The sequence below is a fragment of the Microbacterium sp. NPDC076895 genome, from assembly GCF_040687115.1.
Classification (GTDB): Bacteria; Actinomycetota; Actinomycetes; order Actinomycetales; family Microbacteriaceae; genus Microbacterium.
Window position 1 is genome coordinate 84,309 of the sequence record NZ_JBFBMQ010000006.1, and the last position, 24,973, is coordinate 109,281.

The 24,973-nt window shown below is 66.9% G+C and carries 25 protein-coding genes; 16 read left to right on the forward strand and 9 right to left on the reverse strand.

The genetic code is table 11. The features are described from left to right. Positions 1 to 63: 63 nt before the first annotated feature. Entirely contained in the window at positions 64 to 1,098 is a 1,035-nt protein-coding gene (locus tag AB0O89_RS07000; protein WP_363495563.1) for a LacI family DNA-binding transcriptional regulator, read from the reverse strand. Between the two features lie 180 nt (positions 1,099 to 1,278). Between AB0O89_RS07000 and AB0O89_RS07005 the strand changes: the two genes are divergently transcribed. The 3 genes from AB0O89_RS07005 (at position 1,279) to AB0O89_RS07015 (ending at position 4,658) form a co-directional block, all read left to right on the forward strand. Continuing rightward, positions 1,279 to 2,109, forward strand: a complete 831-nt coding sequence (locus tag AB0O89_RS07005; RefSeq protein ID WP_363495566.1) for a sugar ABC transporter permease — start codon at positions 1,279 to 1,281, stop codon at positions 2,107 to 2,109. Between the two features lie 105 nt (positions 2,110 to 2,214). Next, positions 2,215 to 3,123 carry a carbohydrate ABC transporter permease gene (locus AB0O89_RS07010; RefSeq protein WP_300591574.1) on the forward strand — a complete coding sequence of 303 codons (909 nt, stop codon included), beginning with the start codon at positions 2,215 to 2,217 and terminating at the stop codon, positions 3,121 to 3,123. A 305-nt stretch (positions 3,124 to 3,428) separates the two neighbouring features. Beyond that, entirely contained in the window at positions 3,429 to 4,658 is a 1,230-nt protein-coding gene (locus AB0O89_RS07015) for a multidrug effflux MFS transporter (protein ID WP_363495802.1), read from the forward strand. Here the strand turns inward: AB0O89_RS07015 and AB0O89_RS07020 are convergent. After that, a complete protein-coding gene (locus AB0O89_RS07020; protein ID WP_363495569.1) occupies positions 4,648 to 5,202 on the reverse strand; it encodes a nitroreductase family deazaflavin-dependent oxidoreductase in 555 nt (184 codons plus the stop codon). The genes AB0O89_RS07015 and AB0O89_RS07020 overlap by 11 nt on opposite strands. A 75-nt stretch (positions 5,203 to 5,277) precedes the next feature. Between AB0O89_RS07020 and AB0O89_RS07025 the strand changes: the two genes are divergently transcribed. Next, a complete protein-coding gene (locus AB0O89_RS07025; RefSeq protein ID WP_363495572.1) occupies positions 5,278 to 5,910 on the forward strand; it encodes a GNAT family N-acetyltransferase in 633 nt (210 codons plus the stop codon). Positions 5,911 to 5,919: 9 nt separating this feature from the next. After that, the gene (locus tag AB0O89_RS07030; protein ID WP_363495575.1) at positions 5,920 to 7,473 is read left to right on the forward strand and encodes an SDR family oxidoreductase; all 1,554 of its coding nucleotides are present in this window, start codon (positions 5,920 to 5,922) and stop codon (positions 7,471 to 7,473) included. Here the strand turns inward: AB0O89_RS07030 and cydC are convergent. Together cydC and cydD are read right to left on the reverse strand one after the other, a co-directional pair. Then, positions 7,470 to 9,131: a thiol reductant ABC exporter subunit CydC gene (gene cydC, locus AB0O89_RS07035; protein ID WP_363495578.1), complete on the reverse strand. Its 1,662-nt coding sequence runs from the start codon at positions 9,129 to 9,131 to the stop codon at positions 7,470 to 7,472. The genes AB0O89_RS07030 and cydC overlap by 4 nt on opposite strands. Continuing rightward, complete coding sequence (cydD, locus tag AB0O89_RS07040; protein ID WP_331791778.1) at positions 9,128 to 10,807, reverse strand: thiol reductant ABC exporter subunit CydD; 1,680 nt, start codon at positions 10,805 to 10,807, stop codon at positions 9,128 to 9,130. The genes cydC and cydD overlap by 4 nt, the downstream gene beginning before the upstream one ends. 172 nt (positions 10,808 to 10,979) lie before the next feature. On the opposite strand from cydD, the gene AB0O89_RS07045 reads away from it, so the two are divergent. From AB0O89_RS07045 to AB0O89_RS07060, 4 genes are read left to right on the forward strand one after another with little or no spacing between them, the layout of a single operon-like run. Next, the gene (locus AB0O89_RS07045) at positions 10,980 to 11,372 is read left to right on the forward strand and encodes a TOBE domain-containing protein (RefSeq protein WP_331791777.1); all 393 of its coding nucleotides are present in this window, start codon (positions 10,980 to 10,982) and stop codon (positions 11,370 to 11,372) included. A gap of 3 nt (positions 11,373 to 11,375) precedes the next feature. Further along, positions 11,376 to 12,161 carry a molybdate ABC transporter substrate-binding protein gene (gene modA / locus AB0O89_RS07050; protein ID WP_331791776.1) on the forward strand — a complete coding sequence of 262 codons (786 nt, stop codon included), beginning with the start codon at positions 11,376 to 11,378 and terminating at the stop codon, positions 12,159 to 12,161. Continuing rightward, positions 12,158 to 12,976, forward strand: coding sequence for an ABC transporter permease (locus AB0O89_RS07055; RefSeq protein ID WP_331791775.1), 819 nt, complete (start codon positions 12,158 to 12,160; stop codon positions 12,974 to 12,976). The genes modA and AB0O89_RS07055 overlap by 4 nt, the downstream gene beginning before the upstream one ends. Next, the gene (locus tag AB0O89_RS07060) at positions 12,973 to 13,743 is read left to right on the forward strand and encodes an ATP-binding cassette domain-containing protein (RefSeq protein WP_331791774.1); all 771 of its coding nucleotides are present in this window, start codon (positions 12,973 to 12,975) and stop codon (positions 13,741 to 13,743) included. The genes AB0O89_RS07055 and AB0O89_RS07060 overlap by 4 nt, the downstream gene beginning before the upstream one ends. A gap of 76 nt (positions 13,744 to 13,819) precedes the next feature. On the opposite strand, the gene cydB is transcribed toward AB0O89_RS07060, so the two are convergent. From cydB to AB0O89_RS07075, 3 genes are all read right to left on the reverse strand, one after another. Continuing rightward, positions 13,820 to 14,851, reverse strand: coding sequence for a cytochrome d ubiquinol oxidase subunit II (cydB, locus tag AB0O89_RS07065; protein WP_363495584.1), 1,032 nt, complete (start codon positions 14,849 to 14,851; stop codon positions 13,820 to 13,822). Between the two features lie 12 nt (positions 14,852 to 14,863). Beyond that, positions 14,864 to 16,306 carry a cytochrome ubiquinol oxidase subunit I gene (locus AB0O89_RS07070; protein ID WP_363495805.1) on the reverse strand — a complete coding sequence of 481 codons (1,443 nt, stop codon included), beginning with the start codon at positions 16,304 to 16,306 and terminating at the stop codon, positions 14,864 to 14,866. Positions 16,307 to 16,464: 158 nt separating this feature from the next. Then, positions 16,465 to 17,109 (reverse strand): ArsR family transcriptional regulator, encoded by a 645-nt coding sequence (locus tag AB0O89_RS07075; RefSeq protein WP_300591867.1) that lies wholly within the window; start codon positions 17,107 to 17,109, stop codon positions 16,465 to 16,467. Positions 17,110 to 17,198: 89 nt separating this feature from the next. Between AB0O89_RS07075 and AB0O89_RS07080 the strand changes: the two genes are divergently transcribed. From AB0O89_RS07080 to gnd, 7 genes are all read left to right on the forward strand, one after another. Next, on the forward strand, positions 17,199 to 17,807 hold the full coding sequence (locus tag AB0O89_RS07080; protein ID WP_331791771.1) for a hypothetical protein: 609 nt from the start codon (positions 17,199 to 17,201) through the stop codon (positions 17,805 to 17,807). A 127-nt stretch (positions 17,808 to 17,934) separates the two neighbouring features. Continuing rightward, the gene (locus AB0O89_RS07085) at positions 17,935 to 18,543 is read left to right on the forward strand and encodes a copper resistance CopC family protein (protein ID WP_300591863.1); all 609 of its coding nucleotides are present in this window, start codon (positions 17,935 to 17,937) and stop codon (positions 18,541 to 18,543) included. Positions 18,544 to 18,554: 11 nt separating this feature from the next. Continuing rightward, positions 18,555 to 19,109: a copper chaperone PCu(A)C gene (locus tag AB0O89_RS07090; protein ID WP_363495589.1), complete on the forward strand. Its 555-nt coding sequence runs from the start codon at positions 18,555 to 18,557 to the stop codon at positions 19,107 to 19,109. Next, positions 19,109 to 20,335: a Dyp-type peroxidase gene (locus AB0O89_RS07095; protein ID WP_363495592.1), complete on the forward strand. Its 1,227-nt coding sequence runs from the start codon at positions 19,109 to 19,111 to the stop codon at positions 20,333 to 20,335. The genes AB0O89_RS07090 and AB0O89_RS07095 overlap by 1 nt, the downstream gene beginning before the upstream one ends. A gap of 71 nt (positions 20,336 to 20,406) precedes the next feature. After that, entirely contained in the window at positions 20,407 to 20,757 is a 351-nt protein-coding gene (locus AB0O89_RS07100; protein ID WP_363495595.1) for a hypothetical protein, read from the forward strand. A gap of 7 nt (positions 20,758 to 20,764) precedes the next feature. After that, complete coding sequence (locus tag AB0O89_RS07105) at positions 20,765 to 21,760, forward strand: TIGR00341 family protein (RefSeq protein WP_331791767.1); 996 nt, start codon at positions 20,765 to 20,767, stop codon at positions 21,758 to 21,760. 89 nt (positions 21,761 to 21,849) lie between these two features. Then, on the forward strand, positions 21,850 to 22,908 hold the full coding sequence (gnd, locus tag AB0O89_RS07110; protein WP_363495598.1) for a phosphogluconate dehydrogenase (NAD(+)-dependent, decarboxylating): 1,059 nt from the start codon (positions 21,850 to 21,852) through the stop codon (positions 22,906 to 22,908). On the opposite strand, the gene AB0O89_RS07115 is transcribed toward gnd, so the two are convergent. Together AB0O89_RS07115 and AB0O89_RS07120 are read right to left on the reverse strand one after the other, a co-directional pair. Continuing rightward, positions 22,896 to 24,287 (reverse strand): ATP-binding protein, encoded by a 1,392-nt coding sequence (locus tag AB0O89_RS07115; RefSeq protein WP_363495601.1) that lies wholly within the window; start codon positions 24,285 to 24,287, stop codon positions 22,896 to 22,898. The genes gnd and AB0O89_RS07115 overlap by 13 nt on opposite strands. After that, positions 24,274 to 24,969: a response regulator transcription factor gene (locus AB0O89_RS07120; protein WP_363495604.1), complete on the reverse strand. Its 696-nt coding sequence runs from the start codon at positions 24,967 to 24,969 to the stop codon at positions 24,274 to 24,276. The genes AB0O89_RS07115 and AB0O89_RS07120 overlap by 14 nt, the downstream gene beginning before the upstream one ends. Positions 24,970 to 24,973 lie beyond the last annotated feature (4 nt).

Sequence of the window (24,973 nt, forward strand, 5' to 3'; positions counted from 1 at the left end):
GAGCCACCGCGCGCCGCAGGGTGTCTCAGGGGGCCGGGGGTGTCTGGCCCAAGGGGGCGCGTGTCAGGAAGTGACGCCGACGCCGACAGTCACGGAGGCGGTACCCGGGGGCGGGGCCGTCGAGTTGCGCACGATCAGGCGGGCTTGGATGCTGACATCCTGCGGAACCTGCGTGGGATCCTCGAGCTGTCCCAACAGCATCTGTGTGGCATGCATGCCTTGACTGCGTGGCGACTGTTCGAGCGTCGTGAGAGAGAACATCTCGGCGAACTCGTGATTGTCGATACCGACGACGCTCAGCGCTGATGGCACCGGGATGCCGAGCCGACGCGCAGCGATGATGGCGCCGATCGCAACCTCATCGCAGGTAGCTAGAAGCGCCGTGGGACGTCGTGCGGGGTCTCCGAGCAGGTCGACGGCAGCAGCATATCCGCCGGGCAGGCTGACTTCCGACCGCACGTGCGTCACGGTCAGACCGGCCTCCGTCATCGTGCGCTGGTACCCGGACAGGCGCGCGCGATCGACGTGCGGACCGCTCGACACCGAGACGCCGCCGAGGAAGGTGATCTTCGTGTGTCCGAGTTCAATGAGGTGCGTTGTGGCGCGCCGCGCCGCGTACTCGTCATCCAGTCGCACGACGCCCGCGTTATCGCCGATTGCCACCACGCTCACGACGGGACGGCCGATCGCGACCAGTCTTTCGAGCTCGTGGTCGTCTGGCTCGAGGCCCACCGCGATCAGCCCGTCGAATCGCTTCCTGGCGAGGAAATCGTCGAAGACGCGTCTGCGCCCCTCCGTTCCCGGCTTGGCGTCGTAGAGGGTGAGGTCGTAGCCAGATTCGAGAAGCACCTCCTGGATGCCCTCGAGCACCTCGGCAAAGAACCATCGGTTGAGGTACGGCATGACGACACCGATGTTGCGCGTGCGTCCCGTCGCCAGGCTCGCAGCGCTCGAGGAGGGGACATAGCCCATCTCGTGGGCGACTCGGGCCACCCGCTCCCGTGTGGCAGCAGCGACGTATCCGTGTCCGGTGAGAGCGCGACTTGCCGTTGCCTTCGAGACTCCCGCAGCGCGGGCCACGTCCTCGATGCCGCTCACGTCGTTGTACCTTCCGGCAGTTCTCTGCGGTTCCCGACACCGCACCTGCGATCGATCGTCGATCTCTTGTAGGGACAGGCTAAACGACGAAGGGCGAAAAAGGGAAACGGTTCCATTCGAACGTGGTGTCGTCAATCCCTATCTCAATAGGCCAAAGGAGCGCTCCCAACCGCAGTTATCATGACCCCGGCAGCGCTGTTGCTGCTGATCGGTCTGATCCTCCCGTCGATCCAGACCTTCGTCGCATCGTTCATGAACGCGGCGGGCAACAAGTTCGTCGGAATCGACAACTTCGTCTGGATCTTCACGCAGCCCGAGGGCATCAGGACTGTGGTCAACACGATCGTCTGGGTGCTGATCGCCCCGACCGTGTCCACGATCGTGGGACTTGCCTACGCGGTGTTCATTGACAAGACCCGCGGTGAGAAGGTCTACAAGGTTCTGGTGTTCATGCCGATGGCTATCTCGTTCGTCGGCGCGAGCATCATCTGGAACTTCGTGTACGCCTACCGCGGCCCGGAGTTCACCCAGATCGGTCTTCTCAACCAGATCGTGGTCTGGTTCGGGGGAGACCCCGTGCAGTGGCTGCTGAACGAGCCGTGGAACACGCTGTTCCTGATCGTCGTGCTGATCTGGGTGCAGACCGGTTTCGCGATGGTCATCCTCTCTGCGGCGATCAAGGGCGTTCCGACCGAACAACTCGAGGCGGCGCAATTGGACGGAACCAACGCGTGGCAGCGTTTCATCAATGTCACGGTTCCCGCGATCAGCCCCGCGATCATCGTGGTCCTCACGACGATCTCGATCGCTTCGCTGAAGGTCTTCGACATCGTTCGCACGATGACGGGCGGCAACTTCGGTACCTCGGTGATCGCGAACGAGATGTACACCCAGTTCACGAAGTTCGAGGCGGGGCGGAGCGCCGCGTTCGCGGTCGTCCTGTTCCTCCTGGTGCTGCCGATCGTGATCTACAACGCGCGGCAGATCCGCAAGCAGAAGGAGATCCGATGAGTGAGCTCATGCCCGTAGATCTCCCGAAGGGGGGATCCAGTGAGTGAGGTCATGCCGATCGATCTCCCGATCGACAAGGAGACCGAGAAGGAGCTCACCCGCGGTATGGCGAGGTCCGAGGGCCCCGCGCGACGTGCGCGCAAAGTGCTGTCCAAGCCGTGGGCAACCGTCGCGTCGATCATCATCGCGGTGGCGTGGACGATCCCGACCTTCGGTCTGTTCATCTCGTCGTTCCGTCCCGAGCAGCAGATCAAAACGACCGGATGGTGGACGTTCTTCGCCGACCCGCAGGTGACCCTGGAGAACTACATCCAGGTGCTGCAGGCTGGAAACACGCAGCTCACGATGGCCGAGGCGTTCATCAACTCGATCGCCATCACGATCCCAGCGACCATCGTGCCGTTGACGATCGCGGCCTTTGCGGCCTATGCGTTCTCGTGGATCGACTTCAAGGGTCGCGACTGGCTGTTCATCTTCGTGTTCGCGCTGCAGATCGTGCCGATCCAGATGGCGCTGATCCCGCTGCTGAGCTCGTTCTCGCGAGGCCTGAACATCTTCGGTTTGCAGATCACCGGACCCCTCGGAGTCTCGGGTGGCTATGCGCAGGTCTGGATCGCGCACTCGATGTTCGCGTTGCCGTTGGCGATCTACCTGCTGCACAACTTCATGTCGCAGATCCCGGCCGACATCATCGAGGCGGCACGGGTGGATGGGGCATCACGCGGCCAGATCTTCTTCCGGATCATCCTGCCCCTGACGATGCCGGCGCTCGCGTCGTTCGCGATCTTCCAGTTCCTCTGGGTCTGGAACGACCTGCTCGTGGCGTTGATCTTCGCCGACGGGAAGGTTGCGCCGATCACGAAACTGCTCGCCGAGATCACGGGAACGCGTGGAAACGAGTGGCAGCTGCTGACTGCCGGTGCCTTCGTGGCCATCATCGTTCCGCTCATCGTGTTCTTCTCGCTTCAGCGGTACTTCGTGCGGGGCCTGCTCGCAGGATCGACGAAGGGCTGATCGCACCAGCACGAGTGCGAAGGGGCGTCCCGGGAGGGGCGCCCCTTCGTTCGCGCATGCCGTCTGGTTGAGCATCCGTTATCATGGAGTCGAATCGATTCGATGCCGATCGGGGGCGCCGATCCCCGACAGTCGCCTAAACCCTCTGAACGGAAACCGTGCTCGACACTGCCTCCACGCCCGTGACACCAGCGGCCGAGCCTGCCGCTGACCGGTCGCACGTGACCCCGACGGGATCGGTGCGGCTGCACTCGGCCACCGGCGCGATCCGCACCCTCGGAGCCAACCCAGCCACGGCGCCGGTCATGCTCCACCCGGGCGATGCCATCCCCGCGCGTCGCCGCGTGCTGTACATCATCTTGCTCGGCGCGCTGACAGCACTCGGTCCCTTCACGATCGATCTGTACCTCCCGGCCTTTCCGGTACTGGAGGACGATTTCCAGACCACGTCAGCCGCGATTCAGCTGACGCTCACGGGCACCATGATCGGATTCGCTGTCGGTCAGCTCGTCGTGGGCCCGCTCAGTGACAAGGTCGGGCGACGGATGCCGCTCATCGCTGTGACGGTGTTGCACGTACTGGCCAGCGCGGCTGCGGCGCTCTCGCCGACCCTCATCACCCTCGGCGCAGCGCGGTTCTTCATGGGAGTCGGCGCCGCCGCGGGAGGCGTCGTGGCGATGGCGATCGTGCGCGACCTGTTCGGCGGGAAACGCTTGGTCGTGATGCTCAGTCGGCTCGCGCTCGTGAGCGGTGTGGCCCCGGTCATTGCGCCCCTCATTGGCTCGGCGCTTCTGATCGTCATGCCGTGGCAGGGGATCTTCGTCGTTCTCGCGGTGTACGGCGTCGTGATGCTCGTCAGCACGATCTTCCTCATCCCCGAGACCCTGCCGCCCGCGCGCCGCCACGATAAGGGCAGCACCACGACCTGGCAGCGCTATCGGTCGGTTCTGAGTGACCGCGTATTCCTTGGCGTTCTCGTCATCGGCGGGATGAACTTCAGCGGCCTGTTCTCGTACCTGTCAGCCTCGCCCTTCCTGTTCCAAGAGGGGTATGGATTCGATCCGCAGGCCTATGGTCTGCTGTTCGCCGTTAACTCCCTGGGGATCGTCTTCGGCGTGCAGATGGCCTCGCGTCTGGCAGCGCGCTTCGGCCCCCAGTGGGTGCTGGCCTACTCGACGGCGGGCACTGTGGTGTTCGGTGCGGCGATCATCCTCGCCGACAGCCTGGGGCTCGGCCTCTGGGGAACGATGGTGCCTCTGTTCCTGTTCATCACCTCGGTCGGGTTCGGCTTCCCGTGCGTCCAGGTGCTCGCCCTCGACCGCCACGGCAAGGCAGCAGGCACCGCGGCATCCATCCTCGGCGCTGTGAACTTCGGCGTTGCCGGCGCCATCTCGCCGCTCGTCGGCTGGCTCTCCGCCAGCGCTGGCATCACCGCCACCACGATGGCGTCGGTGATGGTCGGATGCGGTGCGATCGCGGTCATCGCACTGTGGACGATCGTGCGGCCCCGAACGGTGCAGGCCCTCACTCCGTAGCGGCTGCGCCCGCGGCGTGGGTCAGCACGGGCTGGAGTCGGAATAGCCGCACCGTGCGGTGAGATTCTCGCTCGTAGGCGCGGTAGCCGGGCCACTGACCCTCGATACGCGCCCAGGCTGCATCCCGATCCTCGTCCGGGATGAGGGTGGCGTGCACGAGCATCCGCCGGCCGCGCACGGTGATGGCAGCATCCGGATTCACCAGCAGATTCGTCGTCCATGCGGGGTGGCGTTCGCCGGCGAAGTTGGTTCCCGCGACGATCGCCCGGCCCTGCCCGTCGGGGGTGTACATCAGCGGAACATCCCGGGTGAGACCACTCTTGGCCCCGGTGGTGTGGAGAACGAGCGAAGGAACCAGCACGGCACTCAGCTGCACTCGACCGCCGCTGAGGGCGGCGAAGACCCGCTCGACCGGGGGGAGGAGGCGGGGACCCGCGGCGCGGAAGAGTCGGGTTCTGGTCAGAGGCGCCAGAAGCAAGCGCAGCAGGCGGCGCAGTGGCCGGGCGATGCGCTGCGCGATCTCGGACAGGGAACCACTGCTCACACCCACGCGTTCGTCCTCATCCCGCCATCCTCACAGCCTCGTCGCGGCAGTACCACACCCGCGTACGATCGGGGCGTGGCCAGCATTCGACCGTTTCGCCCCGAGGACGAGGCGGCGCTCTCGTCGGTGTGCATTCGGACCGCGGATGCCGGAGCCGATGCGAGAGGCATCCTGACCGACGACGAGATCTGGCCCGAGGTGTTCCTCCGCCCGTACCTTGCGCGCCATCCGGATCATGCGCTCGTGGTCGACGATGACGGCGAGGCCGTCGGGTATCTCGTCTGCGCACCCGATACGAGGTCTTTTGAGGACTGGTTCAGGGTGTCGTGGTGGCCTGAGCGCGGGGCGCGGTGGGCTCCGGATGCCGAGGCCGGTGGCCCGTGCGCGGAGCGCACCGCCGGCATCCTTCGCTATGCCGCCGACAGACGCGCGGGAGCAGAACCCTACGGGGACACCTATCCCGCTCACCTGCACATCGACCTGCTGCCACAGGCGCAGGGCCAGGGATGGGGGCGACGGTTGATCGACGCGCTCATCGAGACCCTCCGTGAGCGCGGAGTCTCGGGCGTGCACCTGGTCGCCGATGCGGCCAACACGTCAGCTCTCGCCTTCTACGACCGTCTCGGGTTCGCAAGGCTCGCCTCGCACGAGGGAGTTCAAGCGTTTGGAATGTCGCTGGGCGGCCCCGAGGGGTCGGGTCCGCGTTAGCCTGCCGGTGTGGAAGACCTCACCGCCCCGACCGGCCGCGAGCCTGCTCTCGCAGCTTCAGCCCGTGCCGACGGCGAGAAGCCGCGCGCGCTCGTGCTCGGTGCCACCGGATATCTCGGCGGACGACTTGTTCCGCGGCTTCTGAACGCCGGATATCGCGTGCGGGTGCTTGCCCGCCATCCGGAGCGCGTCGCCGCCTTCTCGTGGGGGGATCGCGTCGAGGTCGTGGCTGGCGACGCGAAGGACCCGGATGCCGTTGCCGACGCCGTGCGCGACGTTGACGTTCTCTACTACCTCATCCACTCCATGATGTCGGGTCGCTCATTCGAGCAGACCGACCGAGACGTTGCCACCACCGTGGCGGATGCCGCAGCTGCGGCATCCGTGGCCCGCATCATCTATCTCGGCGGGCTGCACCCGGACGACGCGCCGCTCTCGCCTCACTTGCGCAGTCGCGTCGAGGTCGGCGAGATCCTGCTCGCCTCGGGAGTGCCGACGCTCGTGCTGCAGGCGGGTGTCGTCATCGGGTCGGGGTCGGCGTCGTTCGAGATGGTGCGGCACCTGACCGATGTTCTTCCCTACATGCCAGCGCCCAAGTGGGTGCGCAACCGCATCCAGCCGATCGCGGTGCGCGACGTGTTGCACTACCTGCTCGGTGCGGCGCACGTTCCCGCTGAGGTGAACACGGCCGTCGACATCGGCGGCCCCGACGTGTTGCGGTACGGGCAGATGATGAACGGGTACGCGGTCGTCGCGGGCCTCCCGCAGCGCGCGATTGCCGCACTCCCCGTGCTCACCCCGCGTCTCGCCTCGCTGTGGGTCAACCTCGTCACGCCGATCCCCGCCGCTATCGCTCGCCCGCTGGTCGAGTCGCTGCAGGTTGACTGTGTCGTGCGCTCCTGGGCTGTCGATGATCTCATCCCTCGGCCAGGCGACGGGCTCATGCGGTACCGGGATGCCGTGGCTCTGGCTCTTAGCCGCGAGAAGGAGGACACCGTCGAGACGAGCTGGGCCGATGCGGAGCTCTTGGATGTGCCCTCCAGCCCGTTGCCGAGTGACCCAGACTGGGCCGGTCAGGTCGTGTTCGTCGATGAGCGTTCCGCGACGACTCCCGCACCGGCATCCGCGCTGTGGCGGGTGATCGAGGGCATCGGTGGGCAGAACGGCTGGTACTCCTCGCCGCTGCTGTGGGCGGCGCGCGGATGGATGGACCGACTCGTCGGCGGCGTGGGATTGCAGCGCGGGCGCCGGAGCAAGGGCCGGCTTTCGGCTGGTGATGCCCTGGACTTCTGGCGCGTCGAAGCTATCGAGCACGGGAGTTTTTTGCGGCTTCGTGCCGAGATGAAGGTTCCGGGTTTGGCGTGGCTCGAGCTGCGGGCGGTCCCAACCGATACCGGGTCGCGCTATGAGCAGCGCGCCGTGTTCTTCCCACATGGCCTCGCCGGGCGTCTGTACTGGTTCGCCGTGCTGCCCTTCCACGGGTTCATCTTCAGTGGGATGGCCAACCGGATCGCGGCGACCGCCGAGACGTTCGTGAGCGATCCCGAGGCTGTCGAGGCCTAGACCAGAGCGCCGCGCTCGAGGCGCACCACGCGATCGACCAGACCCTCCGGCACGGTGACGTGCGAGATCAGCACGACACACTGGTGCGGCTCGACGGCAGAAAGCAGGTCGGTGAGCAGGGCATCGGATGCCGCGGGATCGACGCCCGCTGTCGGCTCGTCAAGAACGAGGACGGGGAATCCATGCAGGAGGGCGCGGGCTAGGGCGATCCGCTGTGCCTGGCCCCCCGAAACCAGCTGGCCCCGCTCGCCGACCCGGGCATCGAGCCCACCACGCTCGCGCAGCCACGGGCCGAGCCCGACGCGCTCGAGAACCGCCTCGAGGTCGGCATCCGTCGCGTTCTCGCGCGCAAAGAGCAGGTTCTGCCGGATGTCTTCATCGAACAGCATGGGATTTTGCTCGCACAGCCCGACGGTCCTGCGCAGGTCGTCCGAGGCGACCGCGTGCGCGTCGGTGTCGCCGATGCGATACTCGCCGGTGCTGTCGAGGAAGCGCACGAGCACGTGCGCGAGGGTCGACTTGCCCGCACCGGAGGACCCGACGACCAACAGCCTCTGACCGGGGCGGATCTCGAGGTCGACGCCGTGCAGGGCCGTGGCGTCGGCGTGCGGCCAGGTCGCCGAGAGGTTGCGCAGAACAACACCGTCGCCGAGCGCGGGGGCGACTCCGTTCGCGACGGGTTCGTCGCGAACGATCCCCGCGGGCGGCTCGGCCGGAATCGCGGCAGCGATGCGTTCGGCAGACGCGTGCACCTGGCGCCACGCTGCGGCGGCGAGCGGGACCGCGGCGAAGACTTCGAAGACCGCCATCGGCACGAGGACGGCCACCGCGAGATCCGGGCCGGTGAGGGTTCCGGCTGCAACGGCGGGCATCGCCACCAGGATTGCGGCGAGCGAGGCTGCGCCGGCAAGCAGCGAGATGATCCCTGCGGCTCCCGCCTGTGCCCCCGCGCGGCGAATGATGGCGCGTCGAAGCTTGCGGTCGGCCTCATGGATGCGGGTGCGGCTGGCCTGCTCTGCGCCGTAGGCGAGAAGCACATCGAGACCGCCGAGGTGGTCGAGCAGGGCATCCGCGAGACGGGAACGCAGCGGCGCGATCGCTCGTTCCGCCCGCGCGCCGGCCGCCCATCCCCAACCGACTGCCACGAGTCCGGCCACCGTGAGGCAGGCGAGGAGGGTCAGTCCTGCGGGCCACGAGATGATCGTCACGAGCACGACGGCAGCCAGTGCGACCGTCGCGGATGCGAGGAGGGGCTGAACCACCCGCAGGGGCAGGTTCTGCAGATCGTCGACGTCGTCCACCAGTGCGCCGAGGACAGATCCCCGCTTCGTCCGGGTGAGTCCGTCGGGGGCGAGGGGGATGAGCCGGCGCACCATATCGGTGCGGGTCGCGGCGAGCTGCCGCAGGGCAGCGTCGTGGCCGGCGAGCCGGTCGAGATACCGGAAGACCGACCGGGTCAGCGCGAAGAAACGCACGCCGACGACCGCGACGGAGATATAGAGCACCGGCACCATCTCGCTGGAGCGAACGATCAGCCAGGCGCTGGTCGCCAACAGCCCGACGGCTGATGCCTCGGAGATGAACGCGGATGCCGCGCCCGGCCAGAAGCGGCGAACGGGTGGCATCGCGCCGCGCAGGACGTCACGCGCCGTGGTCATGCCATCACCTCGCTCGCTCGCACACCGATGACCTCATCGGCGATCTGCCGGGCGCTCTCACGATGGGAGACCAGGATGACGCCGGCGCCCCGGTCGGCAAGCTGGCGCACCGATGCCCACAGCCGCGCTTCGGTTTCGGCATCCAGCGCGGCGCTCGGTTCGTCGAGGGCGATGATCGTTGCCTTTCCGCGAAGGTGGCGATAGAACGCCCGCGCTACTGCGACGCGCTGAGCCTGGCCGCCGGAGAGTCCTGCTCCCTGCGTTCCCAGCTCGCGGCTCGGAGAGATCTCGTCGGCGCACGCCAGGTGGAGGGAGGTGTCGATGAGTGCCGCATCCGGGGTCTCATCGCCCAGAGCGACGTTGTCGGCAACCGTTCCCGAGATGAGGCCCGCGCTCTGTCCCGCCCACGCCAGCCAGTTGGTCGATGCGACAGCCCGCACGTCGGCGCCGTCGATGGTCGCCGAACCGTCGAAGAGTGCGGCCCCGCGAAGTGCCGCCAGGATGCTGGACTTGCCCGCGCCGCTGGGTCCTTCCAGGAGCACGACCCGCCCCGGCGCGATATCGAAGGACACCGGCTGCAAGACACGGTCGCCGCGGCGCACGCGTAGCTCCGTCACTGTGAGTACGCCGACGGAACCTGTTGGCGCTATGCCCGGTGATACCGGGGCCAGGTGCGCTCTCGCGGGCGCGGATGCCGCGGCATCCAGCACCGCGAAGATGTCGTCGGTTGCGGCAACGCCCTCCGCCGCCGCATGGAACTGAACGCCGACCTGGCGCAGGGGCAGATAGGCCTCGGGTGCGAGCAGGAGCACGAACAGGCCGACCGTGAGAGCTAGCGAACCGTCGAGGAGGCGGAAGCCGATCGTCACGGCGACGATCGCGACGGCGATCGAGGCGAGAAACTCGAGCATGAAGCCCGACAGGAACGAGACCCGCAGGACCTTCATCGTCTCGCGCCGGTACCGCGTTGTGACACTCTCGATCGAGTCGGCTGCCCGGTGCTGACGGCCGAAGACCTTCAGGGTCGACAGTCCCTGCACGGTGTCGCTGAAGCGCGCGGCGAGTTGGCCGAGGGTTCGCCATTGGCGCTGCTGAACGGCGCGGGTGGCGAGTCCGATCAGCACCATGAAGATCGGAATGAGGGGGAGGGTCAGCAGCACGATCAGGCCGCTCAGCCAGTCCTGCCACCACATGACCCCCAGGAGGATCGGGGTGGCGATCGCGGTGAGCACCAGTTGCGGCAGGTAGCGGCCGAAGTAGGCATCCAGCGCTTCGAGGCCCCGGCCCGCGGTCACTGCCAGCTGCGCGGTGTTCCGGTTCGCGAGCCACTCCGGGCCGAGCGTGCTGACGGCGCCGACGAGATGTTCTCGCAGTTCGCTCTCCACGCGAGCAGCGGCTCGCGATGAGGCGGCTTCACGTGCCCAGATCAAGACTGCGCGCACCGCGATTGTCGCGCCGAGCAGTGTTAGCGTCGGCGCGAGCTCGGTCAGCGGTACCCCGCCGATCGCGTCGACAATCGCCGTCGTGAGGAACCAGGCGAAGGCGACGATCGTCAGGGTCTGGGCCAGGCCGATAGCCGCGATCAGGGCGAAGAAGCCGCGGGAGCTCCGCGCGTAGCGCAGGAGCCGCGGGTCGACAGGTCCCCGACGCGTGGGTCGGTCCTGCTCGGCGGGCATGAATCGAGTCTGCCTCATTTCCTCGGGCCGGCGCCCAGGTCGACCGTGCCAAAGGTCCCGCTTCGGGGGGAGTCGGGCGCTGTCGCAGTAGCGGTAAGAACGCAGGCAATCATCCGCTGAATCGGAGTGCAGGGGATCAAATGCCCGCACGCGCGGATGCTAGGGTGCCTCCATGCGCACATATCGCATTGCCGACGCTGCCCGGCTGCTGGGCGTCAGTGATGACACCGTCCGGCGGTGGATCGATGCAGGCAGTCTCGCCACGACCGGAGCAAGTCCGGTAGAGATCCCCGGTGATGCGCTCGCCCAGCGTGCGATGGAGCGTTCGCAGCAGGCAGCCGACAGTTCCGACGTGCTTTCGAGCGCACGCAATCGGTTCGTGGGTCTGGTGACGCGCGTGCAGGTCGACGGTGTCATGGCGCAGGTCGACATCCAGTCCGGCCCCCACCGGGTCGTCTCTCTCATGTCGGCAGAGGCCGTCCGTGAGCTCGAGCTGCAGGTCGGATCCCTTGCCGCCGCGGTCGTGAAAGCGACGAACGTCATCGTCGAGACCCCGAAGGACTGATCAGTGGCTTTCCGCGTCATCCCCCGTGCTGCCCTTGTCGCCACGTCCGTACTCATCCTCGCCGGATGCTCGGCGGCAGCCCCCGACCCGTCACCGACGGCCTCGACGCCCGGCGCTTCTGGCGAGGTGACGATCTTCGCCGCTGCTTCGCTCCAGGGGGCCTTCGACGAGATCGCGGAGGGATTCGAAGCCGCCTACCCCGACGTTGACATCCGCCCGATCACCTACGATGGCTCGTCGACCTTGGCCACACAGATCGTCGAGGGTGCCCCCGCTGACGTCTTCGCGGCCGCAAACGAATCGACCATGGCGACGGTCGTCGATGCCGGGCTTGCCGAGTCTCCGGAGCTGTTCGCCTCGAACACTCTCGTGATCGTCGTCCCGGCGGGTAACCCGGCCGACGTCTCGGAGCTCGCCGACCTCGCCGATCCGGCCCTGTCAGTCGTGCTGTGTGCCCCGGAAGTGCCGTGCGGGTCTGCGTCGCAGAAGCTCCTTGCTGGTGCCGACGTGGCAGTGGCGCCCGCAAGCCTTGAGCAGAACGTCACTGCCGTTCTCACGAAAGTCGCTGCCGGCGAGGCTGATGCGGGCCTCGTGTACCGAACGGATGTCTCTGGTCGCACCGATGTCGAGTCGATCGTTCCGGACGGCGCCGAGGCCGTGGTCAACCTCTATCCCATCGTGCCGCTCGATTCCGCTGCCTCGCCCGACGCCGCCGCAGCGTTCATCGCCTATGTGCTCGGTCCCGACGGCCAGAGCGTCCTTGCTTCGTTCGGATTCGGCGCGCCGTGAGGCCTGGTACCGGAACGCTTCTGCCGCGCTCGCTGATCGTTCCGGCGCTACTCGGGCTCGCGTTCCTGGTCGTGCCGCTCATTGCCCTCATCGCCCGGGTGCAGTGGGAGACCTTCTGGGGTGACATCACCTCGCCCGAAGCCGCCCAGGCGCTCGGGCTCTCTCTCGGAACCGGCCTTGCCGCAACGGGGCTGTGTGTGCTGCTGGGCGTTCCCCTGGCGCTGCTGATCGCGCGGTCCTCGCCGCGCATCGCCGCGGTGCTTCGAGCGCTCGTAACGGTGCCCCTGGTGCTTCCGCCGATGGTCGGGGGAGTGGCACTGCTCTTTCTGTACGGAAGGCGCGGCTGGGTGGGAGGTCTGCTCGCCGAGGCCGGCATCGCGCTGCCCTTCACTACGACAGCCGTCGTCATGGCCCAGACCTTCGTGGCGCTCCCGTTCCTGGTCCTGGCGGTGGAAGGGTCGCTTCGCGCCACGGGAACGGATCTCGAACAGGTTGCCGCCGGGCTCGGCGCTCGGCGGTGGATGATCCTGCGCCGCGTGACTCTTCCCCTTGCAGCACCCGGGCTGATCGCCGGCGTGGTGCTGAGCTTCGCGCGTGCTATCGGTGAGTTCGGTGCGACGGCGCTGTTCGCCGGTAATGCGCCCGGGGTGACCCAGACGATGCCGCTGGCGATCTATACGGCTTTCAACGGGGCCGGTGTCACGCGAGGAACTGCCGTGGCGCTCTCGCTGCTCCTGCTGGTGGCGGCGCTGGCCGTGCTCTTGCTCGTCCGCGGGTGGCGGGGCGAGACGCCGAGACGGGGAGTTCCCGGATGACGGCACCGGTTTCGGTGCGGATGCGGGTCATCCGTTCATCGAACTTCGAGCTGGACCTGGAACTCGAGCTCGCACCGGGCGAGCGGGTTGCGGTGATGGGCCCGAGTGGCGCGGGCAAGTCGACGTTGGTGGCTGCGCTCGCCGGCTTCGTCCGCCTGGATGCCGGTCGCATCGAACTCGACGGGGAGGTGATCGCCGACGCTTCCGTACGCGGCAGCACGGCTCGCCGCGGCATACACATCGCTCCGATGGATCGCGGGGTCGTGCTCCTCGGTCAAGACGCCCGCCTCTTCCCGCACCTCAGCGCCCGTCAGAACGTCGCGTTCGGACCTCTCGCCCGGGGTCACTCACGCGTCGAGGCTGGGCGCGCCGCCGATGAGTGGCTGGGCTGCGTCGGTCTTGCCGGTCTCGGCGACCGGATGCCAGCCCAGCTCTCGGGCGGCCAGCAGCAGCGGGTGGCTGTGGCCCGCGCACTTGCGGTGGAACCGCGGCTCGTGCTGCTCGATGAGCCCCTCACCTCGCTCGATATTCAAACGGCGTCAGAGATCCGGATGCTGCTGGCAGACCAGTTGCGCAGCACGGCGGTGGTCATCACCCATGACCCGGTCGATGCCCTGGCCATCGCCGATCGACTCGTCGTGATCGAGCGGGGGAGGGTGACGCAGCACGGGGCGGTTCGGGAGGTGTTGCGGCATCCTGCGACGCCGTTTGCCCAGGCCCTCTCACGCCACGTGCGCATCGCTGGGCGCATCGGCGACGAGGACTGAAAGCGAGGACCGCCTGGCGTAGCGCCAGGCGGTCCTCGACAAGCTCAGTGTTCGACCGGCTCGGTGTTCGGCGGGCTCAGTGGTCGACGAGTTCGGCCTTCTCGATCCGCGAGCGCGTCACGCGCTTGCGGAACACCCAGTAGGTCCAGCCCTGGTAGGCAAGGACAAGGGGCAGGAAGATGAGCGCCGCCCACGACATGATCGTGAGGGTGTAGTCGGTGCTCGAGGCGTTCTCGATCGTCAGGCTGAACGCGACATCCGTCGACGAACGCATGACGTTCGGGAACATCGACATCCACAGTGTCAGCACGGCGAACGCGACGGTGAAGATCCCCGCCGTGAACGCCCATCCTTCGCGCTCTTTCGTGTGGAAGAACATCGACAGCAGCAGGGCGACTGCTGCCAGGGCCGCAGCTGCGATCACAAGCGGCAGGAGCGGCGCTTCGTGGGCTGCAGCGATGAAGATCGTCCAGATGAGGAACGCTGCAGCGACCACAACGGTGATGAACCCGACCCGGGTCGCGAGGCGCTTGGCGTCCTGGTGCACCTGACCGTCGGTCTTGAGGCCGATGAAGTACAGGCCGTGCAGGAAGAGCACCAGCACGAGGGTGATCCCACCGAGCAGTCCGTACGGGTTCAGGAGCGTCAGCAGCGACCCGGTGTACTCGTGGTTCTCATCCAGCGGAACACCTTGCACGAGGTTGGCGACAGCGACCCCCCACAGCAGCGCCGGGAGCACCGACCCGATGACGATCATCGTGTCGAAGCCCTTCTTCCACCGCAGGCCCTCGCGCTGGTGCCGGTACTCGAACGAGACACCGCGCAGGATGAGGGCGAGCAGGATCAACAGCAGCGCCAGGTAGAACCCGCTGAACAGCGACGCGTACCACTCGGGGTAGGCCGCGAACAGGCAGGCGCCGGCGACGATGAGCCAGGTTTCGTTGAAGTCCCAGACGGGACCGATCGTGTTGATGATCTGACGCTTGCCGACCTCGTCCTTGCCGAGGAAGGGGAGCGACATTCCCACGCCGAAGTCGAAGCCGTCGAGCACGAAGTAGCCGACGAATAGAACTCCGACGATCCAGAACCAGAGGTATGCGAGATCCATGATGATCAGCTCCTAGTAGACCGTCGTCGGGGTATCTTCGCGGGAGGTCGGTTCGGCATCCGCGCTGCCCGGCTCGGGGAGCGGATCCGGTCCCTTGTGCACCGTCTTGAGGATCAGGCCGAACTCGACCACCGCAAGCGATGCGTAGATCGCGGTGAAAGCGACCAGCGAAATCAGTACCGACCAGCCGGGGACACTCGGTGAGACGCCGTCTTCGGTCAGCATCAGGCTGAACACGATCCACGGCTGACGCCCCATTTCGGTGAAGACCCAGCCGACGAGCGAGGCCACCAGCGCGATGGGAGCCGTCCAGATCGCGACGCTCCACGCCCACCGGGGCACCTCGCGCTTGGCGTTCTTGCGGGTCAGCCACAGGCCCACGATCGCGATGAAGGTCGCGAGGAAGCCGAGGCCCATCATCCAGCGGAACGACCAGTACGTGATCCACAGGACCGGGTTGAAGACGCCGTCCACCTGCGCGGCAAGGTCCGGCCACTGCGCGGCGTACTGCGCGTTCAGATCGTTGATGCCTTCGACGCATCCGTCGAGGGTGTGGGTCGACAGCAGCGACAGCAGGTAGGGCACCCGGATGGACCAGATCTCGCCAGTCCCATCGGGCGTTCCGATCGAGAAGATCGAGAAGGATGCGTCAGCGCCGCACGCCGAGTTGAAAAGCGCTTCGGCGGCTGCCATCTTCATCGGCTGGGTGGAGACCATCACGAGTCCGAGCTGATCACCGGCCAGGAACGTCCCCGCGAAGGCGACGATCATGCCCCACAGGCCGAACTTCAGTGCCGGTCGCATCATCTCGATGTTGCGACCGCGAGCCAGGTGCCAGGCGGCCGCGGCGATCACGACACCCGACGAGAACATGAACGCGGCGAAGATCGTGTGGGGGAACGCCGCCAGAGCGATCGGGTTGAAGACGACCTCGAGGAAGTTGTTCATCTCCGCGCGGCTGCCGTCTTCGGCCATCTGGTAGCCGACCGGGTTCTGCATGAACGCGTTGGCCGCGATGATGATGTACGCCGACAGGAGCGCGCCGATCGAGGCGATCCAGATGGATGCCAGGTGCAGTCCCTTCGGGAGCTTGTCCCACCCGAAGATCCACAGGCCGATGAAGGTCGCCTCGAAGAAGAAGGCCATGAGTCCTTCGAAGGCCAGCGGTGCGCCGAAGACGTCACCGACGAATCGCGAGTAGGAGGACCAGTTCATCCCGAACTGGAATTCCTGCACGATGCCGGTCACGACGCCCATCGCGAAGTTGATCAGGAAGATCTTCCCGAAGAACCGGGTCAGGTGCAGCCACTTCAGGTTTCCGGTGCGATACCACGCGGTCTGGAAGATCGCGACGGTGACCGACATGCCCAGCGTCAGCGGCACGAACAGGAAGTGGTACAGCGTCGTGAGACCGAACTGCCATCGGGCTAGCAGCAGCGGATCGAGCAGATCCATGATCATTTCCCCCCACATCGAGGTTGTCTACTGGTGGTCACGCTACTCCCCGCTCCATCAGTCGGGGTGAAAGTCACGGCCGTAAATAAAGCGCGGCCCGCGTCTGACGTCATCACGGTACCGCGATGGTCGTGGCGCAGAGGAGGACCTTGGTCCGCTCAGCTCGCGACGAGTTCCGCATGGCGCGAGGCCTGCGCGGCGAGAAGCCTCACCACGCACCGCTCCGGGTGCACAGACGCCGTCATGCAGTCGACGCGCAGCGGGCCTCCTGCCTGGGAAAGCACGCTGTCCATCAGGCCCAGGTGAACCGCGCACAGCGTCTCCCGGTCGCGCGCGCTCGCGGAGGCGTGCGGGCATGGGGAGAGGTCGACGGTGAGGGCCGACTCGTCGACGATCGGCTCGAAACCGGCATCCCCGAGATCTTCCACCAGCGCGTCGAGCTGATGGACGGCATCCGTCGGCAGGTCATCGACATCGGTCCACGGCATGACCCGACGCATGAGATCGCCGCGTTGGGCGGCGGCCCGGGCCTTGTGGCGTGCGACGGCGCTGGTCGAGTCGCGATCCTGTCCCGTCGCTGCTGAGTACAGCACGCGGGGACGGCCGCGTGTCGTGCGGTGCTCGGTCTCGGCTACCACGTAGCCGCCGTCGACGAGGCGCTGGAGGTGTTCGCGCACGGTGTTGGCGTGCAGGCCGGTTGCTTCGCAGAGTTCGGTCACGGTCCGTTCGGGTCGCTCCTGCAGCAGGAACAGGATGCGGACGCGGGAGAAGCTGGAGATCGCACTGTAGGTGACGCGGGGCATAGCAGGATTATGGGTCGGGAATCGGGCCGGCCAACCGGGAATAAGGTCCCGTGGGCGGGAACCGGGTCGATCTTTGCGACAATGGGTTCATGTCCCGATCGCGAGCGACGCGCGTCATCCGCGCCTCAGTCGCCGCGTCGATCGCGACTTTCGTCGCACTGTTCTCGCACGTGGCAGCCGGTGGGACGATGCCTCACTGGCTCGGAATCGCCGTGCCATGGGTGCTTTCGCTGGCTGTGTGCACGGTGTTGGTTGGCCGCGCTCTCTCGCTGCCGCGGCTGAGCGTCGCGGTCGTGCTCAGCCAACTACTGTTCCACCTGCTTTTCGTTCTCGGTGCCGACAGTGGAGCTGCGACGGATGGGGCCGCCACCGGTCACGTTCATGGCCTCCCCACCCTCGACCTTGCGGCGGCGTCCCCTGTCGTCACCGCCGACGTGTCGATGTGGCTTGCTCACCTGGCCGCCGCCGTACTCACGGTCGCAGCGCTCTACCGCGGCGAGCGACTCGTGATCCGTCTTGGCGATCTGGCACGCGAGCTGCTCGCGTGGCTCCGCCGCCGCATCCTCTCCGGCGACATCGTGCTTCCTGTTGTCGCCGAGAAGCCGGGGCTCGTCCGCCTTACTGCGGAGCCCCTGCGTTCGGCGCGCGTTGTCTCGCTCGTGCGCCGACGCGGTCCGCCTCTGTCTTTCGTGGTCTGACTCTCTGTTTCGACTCCCGCGGCTGCCGGCTCGGCGCCGGGGGAGGCGCATCGACGTTCACTCACGAAAGGCGTTTCTTATGTCGTTGTCTCTTCGCGCGCGCGCCGGGGCCTTCGCGGCTTCGGTCGTGGCGGCCACCGTCGCGCTGTCTCTCGGTGCCGCACCAGCCTGGGCGCACGACGAACTCGTCGCGAGTTCTCCTCAGCAGGGCGAGCAGCTCACGGTGGCCCCGACCAGCGTGGAACTGACGTTCTCAGCCGAGATCATGCAGATGGGAGCAGCCGTGATCGTCGCGGATGCTCAGGAGAACGACTGGGTCGCCGGCGACATCCAGATCGACTTCGACACCCTGACGGTGGCCCTCGACGAGGGGATGCCGAACGGGGCATATGAAGTGCGCTGGCGGGTCGTCTCGTCGGACGGGCATCCGATTTCCGGTCTCATCCCCTTCACGGTGGATGACCCGGCGGCGGCCTCCCCGGCGCCGACGGCTACGCCGACCCCCGTGAGTTCACCCACGCCGACAGCAGATCAGGCCACCGGTGGTCCTTCCGATGACGCGACCACCGTGCCGCTGGACTCCGCGGCAGAGGACGGCGGCATTCCGCGCGTCGTCCTGATCGGCGCGATCGGGGCGGCATCCGCGCTCGCCCTGTTCGGGCTGGTTCTCTTCTTCCTTCGCGGCCGCGCCAGGCGCGCCCGCCGGGGCTCCGATGAGGAGCCCCCGAAGCCCTGAAAGGGAAACCTGTGAACACCCGTATTTCCGCTCGATTCGGCATCCTTCTGGTCGCAGCAGCACTAGGACTCGCCGGCTGCGCTTCCGGCAGCACCAGCACCCCGGCTACGACCGAGGCCGACTCCGTCACCATCACGGATGCCTGGGTCAAGGCTGCCGACAGCGGCATGTCGGCGGCCTTCGGAGTCCTTGAGAACTCCGGCGAAACCGACGCCACGATCGTCTCGGTCAGCTCCGACGCGTCCTCGATGATGGAGCTGCACGAGGTCGTCGATGACGGCAGCGGCAGCATGGTCATGCAAGAAAAGGACGGCGGCTTCGTCGTTCCTGCCGGCGGCAGCCTGACACTCGAGCCCGGCGGTTACCACTTCATGCTCATGGACCTCACTGCTCCGCTCGTGGCGGGCGAGGAAGCGACATTCACCGTCACGTTCGAAGACGGCTCGACGATGGAGTTCGTCGCGCCCGTGAAGGACTTCACCGGCGCCAACGAGAACTACAACGGCGGCGACATGGACATGGGAGACGACCACTCCGGCATGGACATGGGCGGCGACGACCAGTAATGACCACTGATCGGAATCGCTCCGATCGCACCGGGTCGACCCGGCGACAGTTCCTCGTAGGAGGAGCTGTCGCCGGCGTCGGCGCGGCGGCTGCGATCGGCATCGACCTCGCCTTGACGTCAGGCAAGGCTGCTGCGCCTGTGGCATCCGGGTCCACACCGCAGGATGGAGCGGACATCGTTCCGTTCTACGGTGCGCACCAGGCGGGGATCGACACCGCTGCCCAGACCTATGGCACCTTCGTGGCGCTCGACCTGCTGCCCGAAGTCCAGCGCGATGCACAGCGCCGGATGATGAAGGTGCTCACCGACGACGCCGCGCGCCTGACCCGGGGCGAGCCGGCTCTTGCCGACTCGGAGCCCGAGCTGGCGATCGCGCGGGCCCGGCTGACTGTCACGTTCGGGTTCGGCCCCGAGTTCGTCGCGCGGGCGGGAGGCTCCGGGCCGTCGTGGCTGAAGCCCCTCCCCGCCTTCTCGATCGACAGGCTCGAGCCGGCCTACACGGGCGGAGACCTGCTCATCCAGGTCGCTGCCGATGATCCGCTCGTCGTTGCCCACGCGACGCGGATGCTGCTGAAGGACTCGCGCTCGTTCACCACCGTGCGGTGGGTGCAGCAGGGCTTCCGGCGCTCGGCCGGTGCCTACCCCGAACGCAGCATGCGGAATCTCTTCGGGCAGGTGGACGGCACCGTCAACCCCGAGGCGGGGACGGCGGACTTCGACGAAGTCGTCTGGAGCTCGGACGGATGGCTGGCAGGCGGCACCGGGATGGTCGTTCGCCGCATCCGGATGACGCTCGACACGTGGGACAAGCTCGATCGGTCGGGACGAGAACAGTCCATCGGTCGCACCCTCGACACCGGGGCGCCGCTGACCGGGACCGCCGAAACCGACGATCCGGACTTCGAGGCACGCAACGCGCTCGGCTTCCCCGTGATCCCGGAGTTCTCGCACATGCGGCGCGCTCGCAGCGACAATCCTCGGGAACGCATCCTGCGCCGTCCGTACAACTACGACGATGCTCCGACAGGGGGTGCGCTCTCGGACTCGGGGCTGATCTTCGCGTCGTTCCAGGCCGACATCGACGCGCAGTTCGTGCCGATGCAGCAGCGCCTCGCGGATCTGGACCTGCTCAACGAGTGGACGATCCCGATCGGCTCGGCGGTGTTCGCCGTGCCGCCCGGGTGCGCGGAGGGCGGGTTCGTCGGGGAGACCCTCCTCGCGTAGCGCCGCTCCCGCTACAGTGATGCCCACGGGACGGATGCCGCGCTGGGCGGGCGCCCCGCTGGGAGGGGAACATGGCGGGTAGGCGACCTTTCGGAGTCACCCTGGTGGCGATCATCGCCTGGCTCACTGGTGCACTGCAGATCATCGCGGGAGTGCTGCTGATGATCCGCGGCGAGATCACGCTCGGTATCGTCGCGATGCTCATCGGCTTCGTCACGGTTCTCGTGAGCCTGGGGCTGTTTGGCGGGAGCAATGGAGCCCGCATCCTCACCGCCGCTGTCTTCGTGCTGAACATCGCCGGCTCGGTGTATCTCATGATCACCGAGCCTGCCCAGCTGTGGTCGGCTGTGGGGTCGGCGGTGCTGCCGCTGATCGGCCTGTTGCTGCTGTTCACATCCCGCGCCAACAGCTTCTTCCGCTAGAGGTACCGTGTCCCGGATCACCGAGGCGCTCATTCCGCCGTCGCAACGTTTGTCGGCCGATGAACTGCACGAAACGCTGAACCTCGGCGCGGGGGAGGTCGGGCGCAAGCGCTCCGCCTTCCTCATCATGCTCGTGCTCTCGGCGATCATCGCCGCGGCAGGAGTGCTGGGCGACTCGACGGCTACGGTCATCGGCGCCATGATCATCGCGCCGCTTGCCACTCCGATCCTCGGCATCGCGCTCGGGATCGTCGTCGGGCAGCTGCGTCTTGTTGTCAGTTCACTGCTGTGGGTGCTGCTCGGTGTGGTTCTCGTAATCACGATCGGCGCGATGTTCGCTGTGTTCGTCGCCGACCCCTCGGAGCTGCAGAGCAACTCGCAGATCACCGGGCGTACCTCGCCGGGGTTGCTCGACTTGGCAGCCGCCCTTGCGACAGGAACTGCCGGAGCCTTCGCGATGTCTCGACGCGACCTCAGCGCCGTGCTGCCCGGCGTCGCGATCGCCATCTCGCTCGTGCCCCCGCTCGGCGTCGTAGGCGTCTGTGCGGGGGTCGGGGAGTGGGATGCTGCGGTCGGTGCCCTGTGGCTGTTCCTCTCGAACGTCGTCGCGCTGATCATCGCGGGGAGCGTCGTCTTCACGCTCGCCGGATATGCCCGCGAGCCCAGCTCGCTCCCGACAGCTCGCCGGAGGCGGGCCTACGCCATCGTCGGAATCGCGGCAGTCATCGTCGTCATCCCGCTGGCGCTGAACACCGTCGCGTCGTTGTTGTTGACGTCGTGGGGCCTCACGATTCGCAATGCCTCCCAGGAGTGGATCAGCGCCGATCCCACGGCATCCATCTCGGATGTCCACTGGGTCGGGCTGAACGCAACGATCGATGTGGTCACGGATGACGGTGAGATCCCGGCCACTGACGACCTCACGGCAGCGCTCGATGGCCTTCCTGAGTTCGTGGGCGTAACGGTGCGGGTACAGACCGAAGCTGAGTACGCGATCCGCTGACGATTTACACCAGCGGGCTCTCTAGACTGCGAATGAGCTTCCGGATCGGGTAGCCGCGCCAGTCGACATCGACAACGTAAGGAACCGCAATGCAACTGGGAATGGTCGGACTCGGACGAATGGGCGCGAACATCGTGCGCCGCCTCATGAATGATGGGCACGAGTGCGTCGTTTACGACGTGAAAGCGGATGCCGTTACCGCGCTCGCGGGCGAGGGCGCGACAGGCGCGGAGTCGTTTGCCGACATGGCAAGCAAGCTTGAGGCGCCGCGCGCGATCTGGCTCATGATCCCCGCGGGTCTCACGGGCGACGTCGTCGACCAGGTAGCCGAGGTGCTCGAGCCGGGCGACATCATCATTGACGGCGGCAACTCCAACTACCGCGACGATGTGCGCCGGGCTGCGAAGCTCAAGCCCAAGGGCATCCATTACGTGGATGCCGGCACCAGCGGCGGCGTGTTCGGTCTCGAGCGCGGGTACTGCCTCATGGTCGGCGGCCCAGACGAAGCGTTCGATCGGATCGAGCCGATCCTCAAGACCATCGCTCCCGGTAAGGGCGACATCGAGCGCACACCGGGGCGCACCGGCGACTATGCCCCCGAAGAGCTCGGCTACTTGCACTGCGGTCCCTCGGGTGCGGGCCACTTCGTGAAGATGGTCCACAACGGTATCGAGTACGGGATCATGGCCGCGCTCGCCGAGGGCATGAACATTCTCAAGAATGCTGATGCGGGAGTCCGTGAAGCTGAGCACTCGGCCGAGATCGCCCCGCTGGAAGAGCCCGAGTTCTACCAGTTCACGATCGATACCCCGAAGGTTGCCGAGCTGTGGCGCCGCGGATCGGTGATCTCGTCGTGGCTGCTGGATCTCACCGCCGCGGCTCTCGAAGAGAACCCCACGCTCGATGGACTTGCAGGCCGGGTCTCCGACTCCGGTGAAGGCCGCTGGACCGTCAAGGCTGCCGTCGACACCGGGGTTCCCGCTCCGGTGCTCTCGGCAGCGCTGTTCGAGCGGTTCGCGTCTCGTGACGAGGATCACTACGCCAACCAGCTGCTGTCGGCGATGCGCCTGCAGTTCGGTGGCCACCACGAACTCCCCACCGGCGATGTGCTGGAGGCCGGTGCCCGGAAGTCCGATCAGGCCGGCTGAACGTCGAGCGCCGGAAGGCTCGCTTCGAATGTTGAGCCCTGGCCCGGTGCACTCGCCACGCGCAGGATGCCGCCGTGCGCGCTCACGAGGGCATGGGCGATAGCAAGGCCAAGGCCCGAGCCCGCGGCGTGGCGGGAGGAATCGCCCCGCCAGAACCGCTCGAACACGTGGGGGAGTTGCTCGACCGGGATCCCCGGCCCGGTGTCGTGCACGCGCAGGATGACGCGATCGGCGGTTACGCGGGTGCTGATGGTGACCTCGGCATCCGCGGGAGTGTGCTGCAGCGCATTACCCACAAGGTTGCGCGCCACCTGGGTCAGGCGGGGTTCGTCGCCGAGGACCCACGCCGGACGATCGGTGTCGACAGTGAGCCGGCGCTCAGGATGCAGCACGCGGGCATCCGAGGCCACCTCCGCCGCGACCGCGGCGAGATCGACCGGGGTGTTCTCGAGGGGACGCCCGGAATCGGTGCGCGCCAGCAGAGACAGTTCATCGGTGAGGAGCCTCATGCGCCCCAGTTGTCGCTCCACGCGCGCCATCGCCTCTGCGAGGGCATCGGGGTCGGTCAGGCCACCGCGCAGGTACAGCTCGACCCAGCCGCTCGCCGTGGTCAGCGGCGTACGCAACTCGTGCGAGGCGTCGGCGACGAACGAGCGCATGCGGTTCTCGGCATCCTCTTGCACGTCGAAGGCGAGGTTCACGGTGCTCGCCATTCGCGCGATCGCCGGGTCCCCGCTGGTCTCGACCGGAAGCCGCAGCGTGCGGTCGCCCTCCGCGATGCGTTCGGCATGCTCGGCCATCGCCGTGAGGGGGCGAAGACCACGACCCACGACGATCGCTGCGGCGATGATCAGAATGATGGTCGTCACGACCGCTGTCACCGAGAGCGCCGAGATCAGGAGAACGCCATTGGCCTCGCGATCGGTCGTGCGCACGACGAGGACTGCCGAGGTCACCGGAACGTCGCTCGCGTTCTCGCTGAACGAGAGGGCGAGCCCCGTCGTGTCGATCGTCTCGGCGAGGTACCGGCCATCGATATCGGTCGGCTCGTGAGCCGCGCGAGCCACGATCGTGGGAACGTCGGCTTCTGGGATGCCGGCGGCCGTCAGCACGCCATCATCGCCCAGAAGGATGATGCCGAGCGAGTCAGCCGCGATGCGCTGCACGGTCTCGCTCGAGATGACCGCGCCCCCGGTCGCATCCAGCCCCGCGGTCATCCGCTGCGCCGTGTTCTCGAGCTGGGTGAGGTCGCGTTGGCTCAGCAGTGGAAAGATCGCGAAGGAGGCGATGACCGCGCCGCCGAGCACCACAGCCACCATCACGACAGCGAGGGTCACCGTCAGCCGTGCCCTGATCGATCGCACGTCAGCGACCGGCATCCGTGCGTAGGACGTAACCGAAGCCGCGCACCGTTTCGATCAGCGGATCTCCATGCGCGTCGAGCTTGCGCCGCAGGCTCGAGATGAAGCGCTCGACGACGTTAGCCTCGCCGCCGAAGTCGTAGAGCCACACTTCTCTCAGGATCTGGCTCTTGGACAGGACCTGGTCGGGATTGGCCATGAGCATCTGCAGCAGCCGGAACTCCGTCGGCGAGAGGTCGATGCGTGTCCCGCCACGCTCGACCAGGTGACGCTGCTCGTCAAGCATGAGGTCCGCGACACGGATGGCGGCGTCCTCACCGGGTTCCTCTGTGGGCGCGGAACGGCGCAGGAGCGTCTCAATGCGGGCGATGACCTCGACGGCGCTGAAAGGCTTGGTGACGTAGTCATCGCCGCCCAGCCGAAGCCCGCGGACACGGTCCTCGACGGCATCGCGAGCCGAGAGGAAGAGAACAGGGAGCGTGGCGTCACGGCGACGGATCAGCTGCACGACTTCGAATCCGTCGACCCCCGGCATCATGACATCCAGAACGACGACATCGGGTGGTGTCGCCGCGAGAGCCGCAATCGCATCAGCCCCGGAGGACGCTTGAATGACCTCGAAGCCACTGAATCGCAGCGTCGAGTCCAACATCGCGCGGATCTCGTCGTCGTCATCGACCACGAGGATGCGGGCGCTCATGCCG

What these genes read in the sequence shown, in the direction of transcription:
- AB0O89_RS07045 (WP_331791777.1), top strand. Translation starts at nt 10,980, where the DNA reads ATGCGCACATATCGCATTGCCGACGCTGCCCGGCTGCTGGGCGTCAGT.
- AB0O89_RS07060 (WP_331791774.1), top strand. Translation starts at nt 12,973, where the DNA reads ATGACGGCACCGGTTTCGGTGCGGATGCGGGTCATCCGTTCATCGAAC.
- AB0O89_RS07120 (WP_363495604.1), bottom strand. Translation starts at nt 24,969, where the DNA reads ATGAGCGCCCGCATCCTCGTGGTCGATGACGACGACGAGATCCGCGCG.
- AB0O89_RS07010 (WP_300591574.1), top strand. Translation starts at nt 2,215, where the DNA reads ATGGCGAGGTCCGAGGGCCCCGCGCGACGTGCGCGCAAAGTGCTGTCC.
- cydC (WP_363495578.1), bottom strand. Translation starts at nt 9,131, where the DNA reads ATGACCACGGCGCGTGACGTCCTGCGCGGCGCGATGCCACCCGTTCGC.
- AB0O89_RS07075 (WP_300591867.1), bottom strand. Translation starts at nt 17,109, where the DNA reads ATGCCCCGCGTCACCTACAGTGCGATCTCCAGCTTCTCCCGCGTCCGC.
- AB0O89_RS07100 (WP_363495595.1), top strand. Translation starts at nt 20,407, where the DNA reads ATGGCGGGTAGGCGACCTTTCGGAGTCACCCTGGTGGCGATCATCGCC.
- gnd (WP_363495598.1), top strand. Translation starts at nt 21,850, where the DNA reads ATGCAACTGGGAATGGTCGGACTCGGACGAATGGGCGCGAACATCGTG.
- AB0O89_RS07005 (WP_363495566.1), top strand. Translation starts at nt 1,279, where the DNA reads ATGACCCCGGCAGCGCTGTTGCTGCTGATCGGTCTGATCCTCCCGTCG.
- AB0O89_RS07080 (WP_331791771.1), top strand. Translation starts at nt 17,199, where the DNA reads ATGTCCCGATCGCGAGCGACGCGCGTCATCCGCGCCTCAGTCGCCGCG.
- AB0O89_RS07095 (WP_363495592.1), top strand. Translation starts at nt 19,109, where the DNA reads ATGACCACTGATCGGAATCGCTCCGATCGCACCGGGTCGACCCGGCGA.
- AB0O89_RS07070 (WP_363495805.1), bottom strand. Translation starts at nt 16,306, where the DNA reads ATGGATCTGCTCGATCCGCTGCTGCTAGCCCGATGGCAGTTCGGTCTC.
- cydD (WP_331791778.1), bottom strand. Translation starts at nt 10,807, where the DNA reads ATGCCCGCCGAGCAGGACCGACCCACGCGTCGGGGACCTGTCGACCCG.
- cydB (WP_363495584.1), bottom strand. Translation starts at nt 14,851, where the DNA reads ATGGATCTCGCATACCTCTGGTTCTGGATCGTCGGAGTTCTATTCGTC.
- AB0O89_RS07115 (WP_363495601.1), bottom strand. Translation starts at nt 24,287, where the DNA reads ATGCCGGTCGCTGACGTGCGATCGATCAGGGCACGGCTGACGGTGACC.
- AB0O89_RS07015 (WP_363495802.1), top strand. Translation starts at nt 3,429, where the DNA reads ATGCTCCACCCGGGCGATGCCATCCCCGCGCGTCGCCGCGTGCTGTAC.